Below are 16,095 nucleotides of genomic sequence, written 5' to 3'. Positions count from 1 at the left end.
CCGCAATGGTCGAGTGGACAGTCCACCAACTCGCAGACCGAGCTGGAGTCAGCCCGCGTACCCTCCGGCACTATCACCAGATCGGGCTCCTGCAACCGGACCGAATAGGCACAAACGGCTACCGCTACTACGGCGCCGCTGCTGTCGCGCGTCTGCAACGTATCCTGTTGCTCCGTAACACCGGCATTACCCTGCAAGACATCGGCACCGTCCTGACCAACGAAACCGACCAGGGTGCCGAGATCGACGCTCTGGAAGCGCAACTTACCCAGCTGCATCGGGAAAGCGCAGCCTTGAAAAGGCGCATTTCGGCCGTTGAACATACGCTAGCGATGCGTCGTGACGGTCGCCAGCCACAGATGGATATGGTTCTCGAAGGCTTCAATGATCGTTACGAGGACGAGGTCACCCGCCGTTGGGGGCGGGACGTGTTCGAGCGATCTAACCGCTGGTGGCACGGTAAGAGCCTCGACCAACAACGCAAGTTCCAAGTCGACGCCGAACAGCTACTGGAGCGATGGGGCGAACTTCACCGTCAGGGGGTCGCCCCCACAGACACCGAGGCACAGGTACATGCCCGCAAACACGCGACCTGGTTCGAACAGATCCCCGGAACGCCAGCCCACACCGGCGACTTCACCGAGCCCCGCGCTATGCTCCACGGAATGGCCAACCTCTACACCACCAACACCGACTTCCACCCAGCATTCGGCGGACCTGAATCCGCCGACTTTGCGGCCCAGGCAATACACCATTACGCGGACCTGCAATATCCAGACTGAACATCGCCAATACACCGTTCTACGAAAACCATCGAGTGCGCCGCTGGTTAGACAGACGTTGAAGTTTTTATGTCTTAATTCGAAAACTACGCCAAAACTGAATCTCTTCAGTTCCTCAACTGGCTCGGTTAGTGTTTTTGGAACATCGCTTCGACGAGGCCAACGTCCTGTCCCCTGGAGAAAGAAGCGACCTGAAAGCCCTCAAATACTCCGCAGTTGCGTTCCTGTTTGCAGGTATTTGCATGAGCGTTTTTACCCTCACTCCTTATTCTCCTGGAGATGCCAACAATCGTGGTTTAGTTATCATTTGTTATGGAACATAATTGAAGGCGACACATGTGGCCCGGAGTAAATCGAAATAGAGCAAATAGCGACACCATCACTCCATTAAACGAAGGACCCGCCCGACAAGATCGGGCGGGTCCAGTTCTTGACTTTAGTTTATAGCGGAGGGCCGACGGCCCGCAAAGCCAAAGGGGTCGAACACCCGACAAACCCCTCCGATTCCAGTCTTTCCTTGAAACGGCCAGAGAACCAGAGAGGAACCCTCAGCGCAGAAAGAACCTAGCCGGAGCCGCAGCATCAAGAAGAGCATTTTATTAAGATCGCCTTGTCGAGTACCGATCAGCGCGACGGCGCTCCGACGTCCAACCATCGCGGAAGAAACGACCTTCGACTGCATCCAGGAACACCTCGACGCTATCATCGGTGTCTAGCACGATTTCATTACCCTGAATGATTCTATCAACCGTCTCATCATCATCTATGGCATTAACAAATGACTCTGCGGTCAATTCTCTATCCTGCGATATTTCTGCAAGACGGGCAGAGAGCCCATGAACTCGCGAAACAAACGATACCTTTGCAGTCGCAAGTTTGGAGATTCTGTTTGCCGAATCTTCTGAGATTTTAATCCCGGCCGGCAAGCTGAGGACAAATTCATCGACGTAACCAGGAACATTTATTGCCGAGAGGTTGACCTCAGTAAATAACTGCTTCAGTGGCACTGGCGCACTAGCATAGATTACCTTCTTATCAAACAGAAGATCTATAATATTATCGAACGCAAACGTGGGGCTCTTACTGAGCTTCTTCAGGCCTTCATCTACCGTACACCAGACCTTGCCTGCCCGAAAGTAGCTGGTAGGATTAACTTTTCGTATAAAAGTAAGCCATTCAGAACCAGAATCCTGCTGAAATGTAAATGCGTAGAATAGCAGCACCTTTTCTTTCAATTCTTGGCTATTAGCTATTTCCATATCGCCGACGGAACGGAGCTGAGTGAGTAGTGAAGCTTCACAGTAACCGTCACGTGTAGCACGCTTAGGAATTGTACTCACTGGAACTGAGAAGTATTGCTCATCGCGCTCCAATGCTGCAGACGGCTCATATTCTCTTTCGGTCGATGAATCCAAGGACGCTAGATGTGTTTCGGCTATTTCACGAATCTGTTTATGGAGTCTTGTACTAATTGTCATTCTTCGGCAAACAGTTTCACCACCCTCCCTCCAACCAATGATAAGGAAAGGATGGCCAGCGACTCGACTTGGACTGAAAGAAATGTTATTCACTACGAGGAACTCCTAATACATTTTTGCCGCTTTTTATCAACTCGGTTCATTAGACGCTTGTCTCGCCTTTATATTTTTTAGGGCGATTTTCGTACGTTATACGCTCCGCCAAACCTCATAAACTTCACCCTGTCACCCACCTTCAATTTGGAGCCATGTATCGCGTTCATCGTTGTCCCACTAGTGTCTATAACAATTTTTGATATATTTAGGCCAATTATGAAAAAGGTCGGATTTACTGCCTTTACATCCGTTTTGCAGAAGATAACAAACATGGTTGTCCCATAAATACTCGACGCTATCCATTCTGATCGACTTGAGGGGACTCCCGAAACAAATGGAAGTATGTAAGTCGCTAAATATGTCATAGCGGAATCACCGCTGCTGGAAATACTCACAACTCGGCCCTCTTGAGCACTATAGCGATTACTCATGCATAAACTAATTAAACAGAACAGCAACACAGTTAAGCCGAGAATAGACAGGCCAATAGATATAGTAGGCGATTGGGAGTAGAATAATACTGAGAACATAGCCAAGAGCGGAACGTAAGCCGTAATAAATAGTATAAGATTAGCCGCAAATGCAGACGCTAAATTTCTTATTTTTTGCATTCAGCACACCCCTTCGAGTGCACCTTTAGCACCGAATGATAGGAATTTCAGATGACGCCAAAAAATAGACCTCCCTGCCTAGTTGCAAGTTATTCTCAATAATTAAAAAGGTGTTTATCAGGTTTCTCTAGCCTGCCATCGGCCACATGATCACGGGTGACCGGAGAACGGTTATACCTTCAAGGCCACGTATGTTAGATACTGCTGTGGTTTTCTCGAGGGCGGAACCTAAGCACAAATTTAGACGTTGTCCCGAATTCGCTTCTCCAGCGAAAGGGTCTGCCTGACCTAGAACGAACCGTGTGACCTTCGCTTATACAGCGGGCGGATAGTCATACCGGGCAAGGGCAGGACGCACCTTGGACCACTTCGCGGCGAGCGCTGATTCCTAGCGTTTCCAATTGATCGCCGCAGGATGCTTCACCGCCCTCATCAGCACCTGAGCAAGACCGCAGGTGTCTCTTCCACTGAGCTGCATCATGGCGGCTCGTTCTGAGCTGCGGTATCGACAGTGGCCACCATCTCTAGGCGGCACAGGTAGTAGCCGAATCGCTTAGCTGACTCGACCAGGCCGGTACAGCAGAAAGATCGAGGCGCAAGACTTTATGACCATGCGTTGCAGTTAGCACCAAGTTGATCATCAACTTGAGTAGTCAGAATGAGGAACGTCAGATGGAATATCTGCATTGCTTGCTAAGGCGCTCCGGCGGGACATGATCGAGGCCCCCGATATCATGTCGGGCCGGATATTCGATCTCCCGCCAGGGGAAACGCGTCGAGCAACCCGTGAGTTCATGCATAGAAAGAACGGGTTGCTCGACGTCGGTATCAATCATCCAGGCTGAGTTCGGCCTCCAGATCCTCAAGCGAAACGGTCTTACGACGGCCTGCCCGAATATCTGCGACCCGCCCAGCCAAGAAATCTTCCCAAGAGATTCTCACGCCGTCGTCCTCAGATTCTGTCTGGCGCAATGCTTCGATGTCGGCCTGATCTTCTAAACGTTCCAACAATTTCAGGTCCGCAATCGACACAATGACCGCTACTGGCTTCCCATTCTTGCTCACCGTGATTCGTTGCTGAGTGCAACTCACCCCATCGATGACCTCTTCAAGCGAGTTTCGAAGTTTGCCCAGCGAGATCGACTCTGCTGAACCGGTATGCATACCGTCCTCCATCACCCAATAAACCTCTCCGCCAACCCCCGCGAAGCCTGCGTCAGCAACTGAACGTCCGCCCCCACCAGCACAAACGACGCACCGGCGTCGAGATACTTCTGGGCCTGCTCGTGATTGAACGCGTTGACGCCGACCTTCTTCCCTGCCGCCCGCACCTTCTCGAAGACCGTGAGCACTGCGGCCGTGACGTCCGGGTGGGTCTGTTCGCCGAGCAGGCCCATCGACGCGGCGAGGTCGGACGGGCCGACGAACACCGCGTCCACGCCCTCGACCGCCGCGATCTCCGCCGCTTGGGAGACCGCGGCCTCCGATTCGATCTGCACCGTCAGGGAAATCGTCTCTTCGGCCCGCCCCAGATAGCCCTCGACCGCGCCCCACCGGGAGGCCCGCGCGAGAGCCGAACCGACCCCGCGCACGCCCCGCGTCGGATACCGCACGGCGGACACGGCCCGTCGCGCCTCCTCGGCCGAATCGATCATCGGGACCAACAGGTTCTGCGCCCCGAGGTCCAGGAACTGCTTGATCGTGGCATCGTCCAGGACCGGAACTCGAACCATCGGCGTGATCGGGTACGGGGCCACGGCCCGCAGGAGCGACGCGGTGGTCTCCAGGCCGATGGGCGAGTGCTCGCCGTCGAGCAACACCCAGTCCAGCCCGGAGCACCCTGCGATCTCGGCGGCCACGGGCGATCCCGAGCACACCCACATGCCCACGAGCGGCCGGTCGGAATCGTCCAACCGACGGGCGAAAGTCTGCGGAAGTTCTACGCGAAACGGCATGTGATGGCCCCCAAGTCTCCGTAATCGGCGTGGACGGTGTCACCCTGATGAACCCACATGGGCTTGGTGAAGGAACCTGCGAGGATGATCTCCCCCGCCTTGAGGGAGTCGCCGTGGGCGGCGAGCTTCCGGGCCAACCACACCACTCCTGCCGCCGGGTGGTTCAGCACCGCCGCGGCCACGCCGGTGTCCTCGATGGTCTCGTTGCGGTACAGCATCGCCGCGACCCACCGCAGGTCCACGGCGTCGGGTGCCACGGGGCGCCCGCCCAGGACCATCGCGCCGAGGGCCGCGTTATCGCTGATCGTATCGACGATCGTGCGGCCCTCCATCTCGACGCGGGAGCTCAGAACCTCCAGCGCGGGGGTCACGTATTCGGTGGCCCGCAGGACGTCGTAGATCGTCACGTCCGGGCCGCTCAGATCCTCTTTCAGCACGAAGGCGAGCTCGACCTCGATCCGGACGTTCGAATACTGCCCGTGCTCGATCACCTCGCCATTCTCGTAGACCTGATCGGCGAAGATCGCGCCGTAGTCGGGCTCGCTGATCCCGGTGGCCTGCTGCATGACCTTCGAGGTCAGGCCGATCTTCCGGCCCACCAGCCGACGGCCGGATGCCTCTCCGCGACGTCGCCACTCGTTCTGCACGGCGTACGCGTCCTCGACCGTCATCTCGGGGTAGCGCGCGGTCAACCGCGGAATCATGGCGCGGGACTCCTCGGCCCGCGCGAGGTCGTCGACGATCGAACCGATCTGTTCCTTGTCGAGCATGTCTCTCCTTCGGTGCCTCATCGTTCGTTCCGCCCTGTCAGGTCCGGAACCGGCCGGTACGACGCCGCCCGCGAGCTTCCGCGGGCGGCATCGCGTCCCTCGGCCTTACAGCTGGTTGCCGACCTTGAAGCCCTTCGAGGCCTCGCCGCGATAGGTGCCTTCCTCATCCCCGGCCCGGGTGTAGGAGAACCCGTCGGCACCGATGGTCACGTCCATCTCGGACTTGTCCTCGCGTTCCCGGACCTCCTGCGGGTTGCCGTCCAGGTCCAGCACGAGGCTGGCCTCGGTGTACCACGAGGGGACCACGGGGTTGCCCCACCAGTCGCGGCGCTGATTGTCGTGGACGTCCCAGTGGACCGTGGGGTTGTCCGGATCGCCGGTGTAGTAGTCCTGCGTGTAGATCTCGATGCGGTGATCGTCCGGGTCCAGGATGTACAGGTAGAACGCGTTCGATACCCCGTGACGTCCGGGTCCGCGCTCGATGCGATCGGACAACCGCAGGGCGCCCATCTTGTCGCAGATGTAGAGGATGTTGTGCTTCTCGTGCGTCGCAAAGGCCACGTGGTGCATCCGGGGACCGTTACCGCCGGTCATCGCTGTATCGTGGACCGTCGATTTGCGACGCATCCACGCGGCGTACTCGGTGCCCTCGGAATCCGAGATGTCCTCGGTGATCCGGAAGCCCAGGCCCTCCATGTAGCGGCAGGCCCGCGGAACGTCCGGGGTGACCTGATTGAAGTGGTCCAGGCGCACCAGGGCACCCGCGCCGTAGAGGTCGTAGCGCCAGGCCAGGCGCTCGACGTGTTCGGTCTCGTAGAAAAACTCGTAGGGGAAACCCAGCGGATCCTCCACGCGCACGGAGTCGCCGATGCCGTTGACGAAGCCGTCCTGGCGACGCTCCGTCCGGCACCCGAGCTCCCGGAAGTACGCCTCGGCCTTGTCGACGTCCTCGGGGGTGCGCACGCGGTAAGAGAACGCGCGCACGGCGGCCACCGGCCCCTGACGCAGGATCAGGTTGTGGTGGATGAATTCCTCCATCGGGCGGAGGTAAATCGCCTGATCGTCCTCTTCCGTGACGACGAGTCCGAGCAGGTCCACGTAGAACTCGCGGGACTTCTTCAGGTCGGTCACGATCAGCTCCATGTAGGCGCAGCGGAGAATGTCCGGGGCCGGAACTGACGGGGTGGGGACCGGGTTGGTGGTGGGCTGTGTCATCTCAAGCGTCCTTGCTCTATCGATGGGATAAATGCTGTGCCGGGATATCCCCCGGCGGGTTGGCGGCCGTCGTGCTCGCGGCGACCGCCGAGGCGCGGACGAGCCGCCGCACGTCTAGTCCGCCTTGCCGAAGACCGGGTTGTGGACCTCGCCGAGGTTGATGTGCACCGCCTGCTGATCGGTGTAGAAGTCGATCGACCGGTAGCCGCCCTCGTGGCCCAGGCCTGAGGCCTTGACGCCGCCGAACGGGGTCCGCAGATCGCGCACGTTGTTGGAGTTCAGCCACACCATTCCGGCGTCCACGGCCTGCGAGAAGTTGTGAGCCCGCTTGAGGTCGTTGGTCCAGATGTAGGCCGCCAGGCCGTACTTGGTGTTGTTGGCCAGCTCGAGCGCTTCCTCCTCGGTATCGAAGGGGGTGATCGCGACGACCGGCCCGAAGATCTCGTCCTGGAAGATCCGGGCCTCCGGGGAGACATCCGCGAAAACGGTGGGTGCCACGAAGTTGCCCTCCTCGAATCCCTCGGGGCGGCCGCCGCCGGCCACCAGCCGGGCCTCGGACTTGCCGATCTCGACGTAGCCCATGACCTTCTCGTAGTGCTCCGGGTGGACCAACGCGCCGACCTCGGTCTTCGGGTCGGAGGGCAGACCCACCCGGACCCGCTTGGCCTGCGCGGCGTAGCGCTCGACGAATTCGTCGTAGACGCCCCGCTGCACCAGGATGCGCGAACCGGCGGTGCACCTCTCGCCGTTGAGGGAAAACACGCCAAAGACGGTCGCGTTGATCGCGGTCTCGAGATCGGCGTCGTCGAAAACCACGGCCGGCGACTTGCCGCCGAGCTCCATCGAGAGGCCCTTGAGGTACGGGGCGGCGTTCGCGAAGATCAGCTGGCCCGTGCCGGACTCGCCGGTGAAGGAGATCAGCGGAACGTCCGGGTGCTTGACGAGGGCATCGCCGGCATCCTCGCCGAAGCCATTGACCAGGTTGAACACGCCCTCGGGAAGCCCCGCTTCCTCGAAGATCCCGGCCCACAGCGAGGCAGAGAGCGGGGTGAACTCGGCGGGCTTGAGCACCACCGTGTTCCCCGTGGCGATGGCCGGGGCGAGCTTCCAGGATTCCAGCATGAAGGGGGTGTTCCAGGGCGTAATCAGGCCCGCGACGCCGATCGGCTTGCGGTTCACGTAATTGGCCTGGCGGCCGGGGACCTTGAACGCGTCGTCGTGCTGGGCGACGATCAGGTCCGCGAAGAAGCGGAAGTTCTCGGCGGCGCGGCGCGCCTGGCCCAGGGCCTGGGTGATCGGCAGGCCGGAGTCGTAGGACTCCATCTCGGCGAGGCGATCCCCGCGGGTCTCGACGATGTCGGCGATCTTATTCAGCACCCGGGCGCGTTCACGGGGAAGCATGGACGGCCACGGACCCTCTTCGAAGGCCTTCTTCGCGGCGGCGACCGCGGCGTCGATATCCGCCTTCTTGCCGGCAGCGGCCTTGATGTAGGGCTTATTGGTCACCGGGTCGATGACGTCAAAGGTGCTTCCGTCGACCGAGTCCACCGACCGTCCGCCGATGTAGTGACGGATCGCCTCGGGAAGGTTCTCGGGCTGGGCGTGCTGCTGCGTCTTTTCCGCAATCATGGTTGCTCCCTTCGTTCAGGAATTCGTGGAAAGTGTGTGGTCATTGCGCCTGGCGCTGAGCGGCCAGGTAGCTCTTGAGGGTGTTGTGGCGGTGAGCCCGGGCGGCGCGTTCCAACGCGACGACGTCGGCCCCGCGTTCGATGAGGTCGAGCATCTCCGCGTGTTCCGCCACGGACTCGCGGGCGCGGCCGGGGACGAACGAAAAGGTCGAATCGCGCAGATGCCCCAGCCGCTCCCACTCCGCGGCGACCAGCTCGGTCATCCGCAGGTTGGGGCACTTGGCGAAGAGCACCTGGTGAAAGGCCCGGTTGGTCTCGGTGAAGGCGTGGGGGTCGAAGTCCTCGAGGGAAGCGGTCATCTGGTCGTTCAGCTCGCGGGCGTGAGCCAGATCCTCGGCCGTGAGATGCGGCGCGGCCAGAGCCGTCGCGGCGCCCTCCAGGATTCCCAGGCTCTCCATCGAATACCGGTACCTGTCTTCATCGACCATCGCGACCTGGGCCCCGACGTTTCGACGGAAGGTCACCAGCCCCTCGGCCTCGAGGCGACGGATCGCTTCCCGGACCGGCACCACCGACATGTCGAGTTCGCGAGCGATGGTGCTCAGGACCAAGCGGTACCCCGGGGTCAGCTTCTGGCTGGCGATCCGCTCCTTGAGCCACTCATATGCCCGTTGCGCTTTGCTCTGGCTCTCGCTGGAGGCCTCAGGGCTTCGCACCTCCGTCATGCTCTTTCGCTGCTTTCCGAGCCGTCCCGCTCCGCGAGCCACCGCTGGTACTCGACCTTCCATTCGCCGGTCGGCGGGAAAAGCCCGTCCACGGGGTTTCCCTCGGCGACGCGTTCGGCGACCCAGCCGTCCTGGATCTCCTTGGCCTCAGCGGCGGTCAGGACCTCCTCGACGAGGTCCCGCGGGATGACGATGACGCCGTCGTCGTCACCGACGATCACGTCACCCGGGAGGACGGTAGCGTTTCCGCAGGCCACGGCCACATCCGCCTCCCACGGAACGTGCTTGCGCCCCAGAACGGCGGGATGCGAGGCGCCCGAGAACACCGGCAGGCCGATCTCCCGAACGGCGGCCGAATCGCGGACGCCGCCGTCGGTCACGACGCCGGCCGCGCCCCGGGACTGCGCCCGCAGGGCCAGGATGTCGCCGAGGGTCCCGGAACCTGATTCGCCACGGGCCTCGATCACGATCACCTCACCCTCCTTGACGGCGTCGAAGGCCCTCTTCTGGGCGTTGTAGCCGCCGCCGAACCTCGTGAAAAGGTCCTCGCGAGCCGGGACAAAGCGGAGGGTCTTGGCCACGCCGACGAGCTTGATGCCCAGCGAGGAAGGACGGACGCCCTCGATGCTGACCTGGTTGAGCCCGCGCTGGCGCAGCTGCGCCGAGAGGCCCGCGGTGGGAACCTCCAGGAGGCGACGCCGCAGGTCCGCGGGGAGAGCCCCCGGGGCGGACTGCTCGTCGGCCGGGGGCAGGCCCGCGGCCTCCCGGGAACCCCAGGCTTCTTCGCGCTGCTTGTCGTCGACCGCCGGGAGGCTGCCCAGATTCGGGTCGAAATCGCCTCGGCCCTCAACCACGCGGGTGACCAGCCGCCCCGAGCTCGGAGCGCCCGCCACGTGGGGCGCGTCCACCTCAACCTCGACGACGTCGCCGGGGCCCACGACGCTGGATCCCGCCGGGGTGCCCGTGAGGATGACATCCCCCGGTTCGAGGGTCATGTGCTGGGAGAGATCCGCGACGAACTGCGGCAGGGAGAAGATCATGCGGTCGGCCGCGGTGCCGTCGTCCTGGGCGATCTCGCCGTTGACCCAGGTGCGCACGCGCAGGTCGGTCGGGGCGATGCGGCGGGCATCGATGAGCCGCGGGCCGACCGGCGTGTAACCGTCGCGGCCCTTATTGCGGATATTGGAGCCCTTGTCGGCGGCGCGGTAGTCGTACACGCCAAAATCGTTGGACGCGGTGACGGATTCGACGTAGTCCCAGGCATCCTCGAGGGACACGTTGCGAGCGGTGCGTCCGATCACGAGCGCGACCTCGCCCTCGAAGGCCAGCAGCTCGGTTCCCGCCGGACGCTGGATCACGGCCCCGGACCCCGCCAGTGAGCTGGAGGGCTTCAGGAAGTACGACGGCGCCTGGGGGCGTCGGCCGCGCTGGGCCGCTCGGGACTCGTAGGAAAGGTGCACGGCAATGATCTTGCCGGGGTGAACGGGACTATCGGCGATGTCCCCGTGCCCCCGATATTCCGTGTGGTGCGGGGAATTCGAAGCGGAATCCGCCATGGAGCCTCCTCGTCGAAACTCTTGATTTGTCTCCTGGATCGTATATGATCTTAAATCAGATCACAAGTAACCCACATCACACCATGTGACGTGGAACTCTCCCTCGCACGTCGATCCGGGCGCCCAAGACAAAGGAGTCTTCATGTCGGAGCATCACCACGACCCCACCACCACGACCGCGGCCCTCCGCACGGTCGAGCAGGCCAAGGAGCAGCGTCGCGTCATCGCGGGAACCATCGTGGGAACCAGCATCGAGTGGTACGACTTCTTTCTGTACGCCTCCGCCGCGGGGCTCGTCTTCAGCAAGCTGTTCTTCGCCCCCATGGGCCCGCAGGCGGCACTCATCATTTCGTTCCTCAGCGTCGGCCTGAGCTTCCTGTTCCGCCCCTTCGGGGCCTTCATCGCGGGCCACCTCGGCGACCGGTGGGGCCGCAAACGCATCCTGATGATCACCCTGGTGGGCATGGGGGCCGCGACCACCCTGATCGGGATCCTGCCGACCTACGCGACCATCGGGGTCCTGGCGCCCATCCTGCTGATCCTCCTGCGCGTGCTTCAGGGCATCTCCGCCGGCGGCGAGTGGGGCGGCGCGGCCCTCATGGCCGTCGAGCACGCCCCCGTGGACCGCCGCGGGATCTACGGCTCGGCGCCCCAGATCGGCGTTCCGCTCGGGCTGTTGCTCTCCTCCGGCGTCCTCGCGCTCATGACGGTCATCGCCCCGGGGGAAGCCTTCATGGCGTGGGGCTGGCGCATCCCGTTCCTGCTGAGCGTCGTGCTGATCGGCGTCGGCTACTGGATCCGCCACGGCGTCGAGGAATCCCCGGTGTTCAAGCAGATCGCCGAGGTCAAGAACGAGCGCAAGGCACCGATCGGGGTCCTGTTCAAGAAGCACGGGGTCCTGGTGATCTTTGCGGCCCTGATCTTCGCCGGCAACAATGCCGCCGGATACATGACCACGGGTGGATTCATCCAGAACTACGCGACCGACCCGGAGGGGCCGCTCGGCTTTGACCGCGGCCCGGTCCTGCTGGCCGTGACCGGTTCGGCGATCACGTGGCTCATCTTCACGATCGTCGGTGGCTGGCTCTCGGACAAGGTCGGGCGTCGAACCTCCTACCTCGTCGGCTGGGTGGTCCTGTTCATCGGCATCCTGACGCTGTTCCCGCTGGTCAACACCGGAAGCCTGGGCCTCCTGTTCCTGGGCCTCGTGATCCTGACCATCGGCTTGGGCCTGACCTATGGCCAGCAGTCGGCCACATACACCGAGCTCTTCCCGGCATCGGTGCGATTCTCCGGGGTCTCGATCTCCTACGCGATCGGCGCGATCCTGGGCGGCGCCTTCGCCCCGACCATCGCGCAGGCCCTGCTGAACGCGACCCATAGCACGCAGTCGATCGGCGTCTACCTGTGCGGCGTCGTCGTGCTGGGATTCCTCGCCAACGCCCTGCTGCGCGACCGCACCGGGATCCCGCTGGGCCATGGCAACGAAGAGGCGCAGGCCGTCAGCCCGCTCGTGTTCGCGGGCCGGAAGGACTCCTAACGCCCACCGCGGACCCCCGCCCACCCGTCATCGCACGGGGCGGGCGGGGGGTTCTGCGCGTTCGGCTCCCGAGGACCCGTCCGCGCCTCGCCACGACGCCGGGGCGCGATTCCACACGCCGCAATAAACCGCGAATATGCCCCGCGGTGGTCTAGCATCGCCCGGGTCACATTTTTTCGTCCTAAGGCTTCCCCGTGAACACCACGCCCGGATCCGAGACTCGGCTGTCCCGGACGCTCACCCTTCCTTCCCTGGTCCTCTTCGGCCTCGCGTACTTGGCCCCGCTCATCGTGCTCGGGATCTTCGGCGTGATCGCCGAGACCACTCACGGCACGGCCTCGGCCGCCTACCTGGTGGCGCTCATCGCGATGATGTTCACGGCCCACAGCTACGGCCGCATGGCCGTGGCCCACCCCGTGGCGGGGTCGGCGTACACGTACGTGCGGCGGTCCATCGAACCCCGCACCGGGTTCCTGGTCGGGTGGACGATGTTGCTCGACTACCTGTTCCTTCCCCTCGTGATCTGGCTGATCGGCGGCTCGTATTTGACCGCGCAGTTCCCCGGCGTGCCCATCGGGGTATGGGTCGTGCTCTACATGCTCGTCACGACGGTCCTCAACGTGCTCGGCATCCAGGTCGCCGACAAGGCGAATTTTGTGCTCATGGCCTTTCAGGTGCTCGTGATCGTGATTTTCGTGGTCCTCTGTGCCGTGGCGGTCGCCGGCGACCGCGGCGCCTCGGGGCTGCTGAGCGTCGAGCCTTTCTGGAATTCCTCGACGCAACTCACCGCGGTGACGGCGGGTGCGGCCATCGCGGCCTATTCCTTCCTCGGATTCGACGCGATCACGACGCTCACCGAAGAGGCCGTGGAGCCGAAGAAGAACATGCCCCGGGCCATCCTGCTGATCGCCCTGATCGGCGGCGCGATCTTCGTGATCGTCTCCTACGCGACGCAACTCGTGCACCCCGGAGGGTCCTTCCCGGATCCCGACTCCGCGGCCAGCGAGATCGCGTTGCAGATCGGAGGCGCCTTTTTCGCCGCCGTCTTCCTGGCCGGCTTGGTGATCGCGCAGTTCGCCTCGGGCATCGCCGCCCAGGCCAGCGCCTCCCGGTTGCTCTACGCGATGGGGCGCGACGGCACGTTGCCCAAGGCGTTCTTCGGCAGGCTCAACCGGAAGTTCCACACCCCGGTGCTCAACCTTCTGCTGACCGGGGTGATCGGGCTGGGCGGGATGTTCATGGACGTGGCCACCTCGACGTCGTTCATCAACTTCGGGGCCTTCATCGCCTTCACCGCCGTCAATGTGTCGGTCATCTTCCACTTCTTCCGCGAGCGCCGCCGCGGGGTCCGGCACTCCGTGATCGCGTACGTCGTGCTGCCGGTCATCGGCGCGATCGTCAGCGTCTTCCTGATCACCCGGCTGGACTCCAACGCCCTGATCGTCGGGGTGAGCTGGTTCTGCCTGGGCGTCGTCGTGCTCGGCATCATCACCAAGGGATTCCGCAAGGCGCCTCCGACGATGTCGGATATCTAACAAATTCGCATCAATTAAGGTATCTTTCAGCTCATGACCAGGTAATTCTCCGGGAATGACCCCTGACGCGAAAGTACCCCCATGCACACTCGATCACTCGCACACCTCGTCCCCAGGATTGCCGCCGCGGGGGCCCTGGCCCTCGCGTTGGCGTGGACCCCAGCCGCGGTCCCTCCCGCGCAGGCCATCGACGCCGTGACCGCCGCGGCCACGGAGGTCACCCCCAAGGGACCGACCATCAACGAGACCGCCCGGTCCATCTACATCCCCTCCGACCAAGGCGTTCGCTATTACATCGACGTCGCCGGAACGAATATCACCAAGGAAGGGCTCCCCTACGCCAAGCCCGGAACCTACACCGAGGCGGACGGTCTCAAGGCCGGGGTTCCCATCACGGTCACGGCCAAGTCCGCGGGCGGCTCGACCGTGCTGGTCGGGACCACCCGGTGGGAGACCACCTTCCGGCAGCGGCCCAGCTACGACCTGGCCACCGGTGACGACTTCAACGATCCTTCCGAACTGCCCTCGGACCAGTGGAACGTGTACACCACCCGGGCCGCTAACCTCGGGGAAAACGGCAACACGGTCTACACCCCGGACAACCTCTCGGTGAAGGACGGCAATCTCGAAATCCGCACCGAGCGTCACTGCCTGACCGGTTCCCAGGAGCCCACGTCCGCCACGGTCAGCCCCGGCGGCGCGGTCTGCCCGTCCGGCACGCGGACGGCCTACACCTCGGGGCGCATGAATACCGGTTTCATCTACAACACGCCGTTCCGCATGGACGTGCGGGCCCGCATGTCCGACGAGGTCGTCGACGGCCTCCACTTCGCCGCCTGGATCCGCAACGATCAGCCGTACTGCACGCAGGCCGGCGTCGAGGAGTCGTCCCTGGCCGAGCTGGACACGATGGAGGTCTTCAGCCAGCACTCCTACACGACCAACACCTCGCACATCACGTGCACCAAGCAGCCCGACGGCGGCAGCGGAACCAAGCGGGACGCCCACCGGCTGGATACACAGATCGCCGGCGCATGGCACGAGTTCTCGATGACCTGGGACGGCTACGCGATCCGGTACTACCTCGACGGCCAGCTGGTTCCGTCGAGTTGGGGCCAGACCCCCGAGACCACCGCCGCGACCCTCGGCCTGAGCGACGAGCAATTCCGCTCGGCCCTCAACGATCACCCGTACCAGGCCATCATCGACACCCTGGCCTTCCCCAAAAACACCTCGTGGATTAATCCCCCGCGGGCGGATCAGCCGTTCCCCGCCCGCGTCGACAAGGTCGACTACATCCACATGACACCGCTCGAGGACGTGCACCCCGGCGGCGCAATCGAGGGCAAGTGGAAGCAGTCCTCGTGGCTCGGCGCGCCGACCGCCCCGGAGACCGACGCGGCCGTGCCCGGCTCCCGCATGCAGACCTTTGAGCACGGGGCGGTCTATTGGTCGCCCTCGACGGGAGCCCACGCGGTCAAGGGCGCGATCCAGGGGGCCTACGACTCCCGCGGCGGCGCGGAGGGAGCCCTGGGCCTGCCCACCTCGGATGAGAACTCGCTGAAGGGCGGGGCCTCGCAGTCCTTCCAGGGCGGCCAGATCCACTGGTCACCGGCGACCGGCGCCCACGTCGACGGCGGGGCCATCCAGGGCTACTGGGCCCAACGCGGCTGGGAAACCGGATGGCTCGGGTACCCCACCGGCGATGAGATCACCGGCCTGGCGGGCGGTGGCGCCTCACAGACCTTCCAGGGCGGGACCCTCTTCTGGGATGCCCGGACCGGGGCCGTGCACGAGGTCCACGGTGGCGTGCTCGGGACCTACGGAAGTTACGGCTGGGAATCCGGAAAGCTGGGATATCCGACCACCGATGAGATCCGCCTGCGGGGCGGGGTCTCTCAGGTCTTCGACTCCGGCCAGATCCACTGGTCATCCGGCACCGGCGCGCACGCGACCTTTGGCGCGATCCAGGACTACTGGAAGCGCAACGGGTGGCAGGACGGTTGGCTCGGCTACCCCACCGGCGAGGAAACCCCCACCGCAGACGGCGGGGTGCGGCAGCGCTTCCAGCACGGCGAGGTGACCTGGCACCGCGACCGGCCCATCACGGTGGTTCGCCGCTGATCGACCACCCGGCCGAACGCCAGGAGCCCCGGAACCGCAGGGATGCGGTCCCGGGGCTCCTGGCGTTCGGGGCCAGCGCG

12 protein-coding genes are annotated in these 16,095 nt (G+C 63.1%); 4 read left to right on the top strand and 8 right to left on the bottom strand.

Annotated features, from left to right (window positions below; genetic code table 11):
- Nucleotides 1–5 precede the first annotated feature (5 nt).
- The gene (locus CURSPS6_RS00425; protein ID WP_030013276.1) at nt 6–782 is read left to right on the top strand and encodes a MerR family transcriptional regulator; all 777 of its coding nucleotides are present in this window, start codon (nt 6–8) and stop codon (nt 780–782) included.
- Nucleotides 783–1,381: 599 nt separating this feature from the next.
- Here CURSPS6_RS00425 and CURSPS6_RS12450 read toward each other — a convergent pair.
- The 8 genes from CURSPS6_RS12450 to CURSPS6_RS00390 all read right to left on the bottom strand — a co-directional run bounded on the left by CURSPS6_RS12450 (nt 1,382) and on the right by CURSPS6_RS00390 (nt 10,816).
- Nucleotides 1,382–2,353 (bottom strand): hypothetical protein, encoded by a 972-nt coding sequence (locus CURSPS6_RS12450; protein ID WP_152977993.1) that lies wholly within the window; start codon nt 2,351–2,353, stop codon nt 1,382–1,384.
- 1,442 nt (nt 2,354–3,795) lie between these two features.
- Nucleotides 3,796–4,131 (bottom strand): type II toxin-antitoxin system prevent-host-death family antitoxin, encoded by a 336-nt coding sequence (locus CURSPS6_RS00420; protein WP_082469884.1) that lies wholly within the window; start codon nt 4,129–4,131, stop codon nt 3,796–3,798.
- A gap of 11 nt (nt 4,132–4,142) precedes the next feature.
- Complete coding sequence (locus CURSPS6_RS00415; protein ID WP_030013274.1) at nt 4,143–4,922, bottom strand: HpcH/HpaI aldolase family protein; 780 nt, start codon at nt 4,920–4,922, stop codon at nt 4,143–4,145.
- Nucleotides 4,907–5,692: a 2-oxo-hept-4-ene-1,7-dioate hydratase gene (gene hpaH / locus CURSPS6_RS00410; RefSeq protein WP_030013273.1), complete on the bottom strand. Its 786-nt coding sequence runs from the start codon at nt 5,690–5,692 to the stop codon at nt 4,907–4,909. The genes CURSPS6_RS00415 and hpaH overlap by 16 nt, the downstream gene beginning before the upstream one ends.
- A 105-nt stretch (nt 5,693–5,797) precedes the next feature.
- Nucleotides 5,798–6,907: a 3,4-dihydroxyphenylacetate 2,3-dioxygenase gene (gene hpaD, locus CURSPS6_RS00405; protein ID WP_030013272.1), complete on the bottom strand. Its 1,110-nt coding sequence runs from the start codon at nt 6,905–6,907 to the stop codon at nt 5,798–5,800.
- 114 nt (nt 6,908–7,021) lie between these two features.
- On the bottom strand, nt 7,022–8,536 hold the full coding sequence (gene hpaE / locus CURSPS6_RS00400) for a 5-carboxymethyl-2-hydroxymuconate semialdehyde dehydrogenase (RefSeq protein ID WP_030013271.1): 1,515 nt from the start codon (nt 8,534–8,536) through the stop codon (nt 7,022–7,024).
- Nucleotides 8,537–8,576: 40 nt separating this feature from the next.
- A complete protein-coding gene (locus tag CURSPS6_RS00395) occupies nt 8,577–9,260 on the bottom strand; it encodes a GntR family transcriptional regulator (protein WP_030013270.1) in 684 nt (227 codons plus the stop codon).
- Nucleotides 9,257–10,816, bottom strand: coding sequence for a fumarylacetoacetate hydrolase family protein (locus tag CURSPS6_RS00390; protein WP_030013268.1), 1,560 nt, complete (start codon nt 10,814–10,816; stop codon nt 9,257–9,259). Before CURSPS6_RS00390 ends, CURSPS6_RS00395 begins: the two co-directional genes overlap by 4 nt.
- 142 nt (nt 10,817–10,958) lie before the next feature.
- Between CURSPS6_RS00390 and CURSPS6_RS00385 the strand changes: the two genes are divergently transcribed.
- The 3 genes from CURSPS6_RS00385 (at nt 10,959) to CURSPS6_RS00375 (ending at nt 16,015) form a co-directional block, all read left to right on the top strand.
- Nucleotides 10,959–12,356: an MFS transporter gene (locus CURSPS6_RS00385; protein ID WP_030013266.1), complete on the top strand. Its 1,398-nt coding sequence runs from the start codon at nt 10,959–10,961 to the stop codon at nt 12,354–12,356.
- 194 nt (nt 12,357–12,550) lie between these two features.
- Nucleotides 12,551–13,891, top strand: a complete 1,341-nt coding sequence (locus CURSPS6_RS00380; RefSeq protein WP_030013264.1) for an APC family permease — start codon at nt 12,551–12,553, stop codon at nt 13,889–13,891.
- A gap of 81 nt (nt 13,892–13,972) precedes the next feature.
- Nucleotides 13,973–16,015 carry a family 16 glycosylhydrolase gene (locus CURSPS6_RS00375; RefSeq protein WP_051687442.1) on the top strand — a complete coding sequence of 681 codons (2,043 nt, stop codon included), beginning with the start codon at nt 13,973–13,975 and terminating at the stop codon, nt 16,013–16,015.
- Nucleotides 16,016–16,095: the final 80 nt, after the last annotated feature.

The organism is Curtobacterium sp. S6 (genome assembly GCF_000710345.2).
In the GTDB taxonomy this organism is placed as follows: Bacteria; Actinomycetota; Actinomycetes; order Actinomycetales; family Micrococcaceae; genus Rothia.
This window is presented reverse-complemented; position numbering and strand designations above follow the sequence as displayed.

Coding starts and splice junctions, on each gene's coding strand:
- CURSPS6_RS00415 (WP_030013274.1), bottom strand. CDS start 4,922: ATGCCGTTTCGCGTAGAACTTCCGCAGACTTTCGCCCGTCGGTTGGAC.
- CURSPS6_RS00425 (WP_030013276.1), top strand. CDS start 6: ATGGTCGAGTGGACAGTCCACCAACTCGCAGACCGAGCTGGAGTCAGC.
- CURSPS6_RS00375 (WP_051687442.1), top strand. CDS start 13,973: ATGCACACTCGATCACTCGCACACCTCGTCCCCAGGATTGCCGCCGCG.
- CURSPS6_RS00420 (WP_082469884.1), bottom strand. CDS start 4,131: ATGCATACCGGTTCAGCAGAGTCGATCTCGCTGGGCAAACTTCGAAAC.
- CURSPS6_RS00395 (WP_030013270.1), bottom strand. CDS start 9,260: ATGACGGAGGTGCGAAGCCCTGAGGCCTCCAGCGAGAGCCAGAGCAAA.
- hpaH (WP_030013273.1), bottom strand. CDS start 5,692: ATGCTCGACAAGGAACAGATCGGTTCGATCGTCGACGACCTCGCGCGG.
- hpaD (WP_030013272.1), bottom strand. CDS start 6,907: ATGACACAGCCCACCACCAACCCGGTCCCCACCCCGTCAGTTCCGGCC.
- CURSPS6_RS00385 (WP_030013266.1), top strand. CDS start 10,959: ATGTCGGAGCATCACCACGACCCCACCACCACGACCGCGGCCCTCCGC.
- CURSPS6_RS00390 (WP_030013268.1), bottom strand. CDS start 10,816: ATGGCGGATTCCGCTTCGAATTCCCCGCACCACACGGAATATCGGGGG.
- hpaE (WP_030013271.1), bottom strand. CDS start 8,536: ATGATTGCGGAAAAGACGCAGCAGCACGCCCAGCCCGAGAACCTTCCC.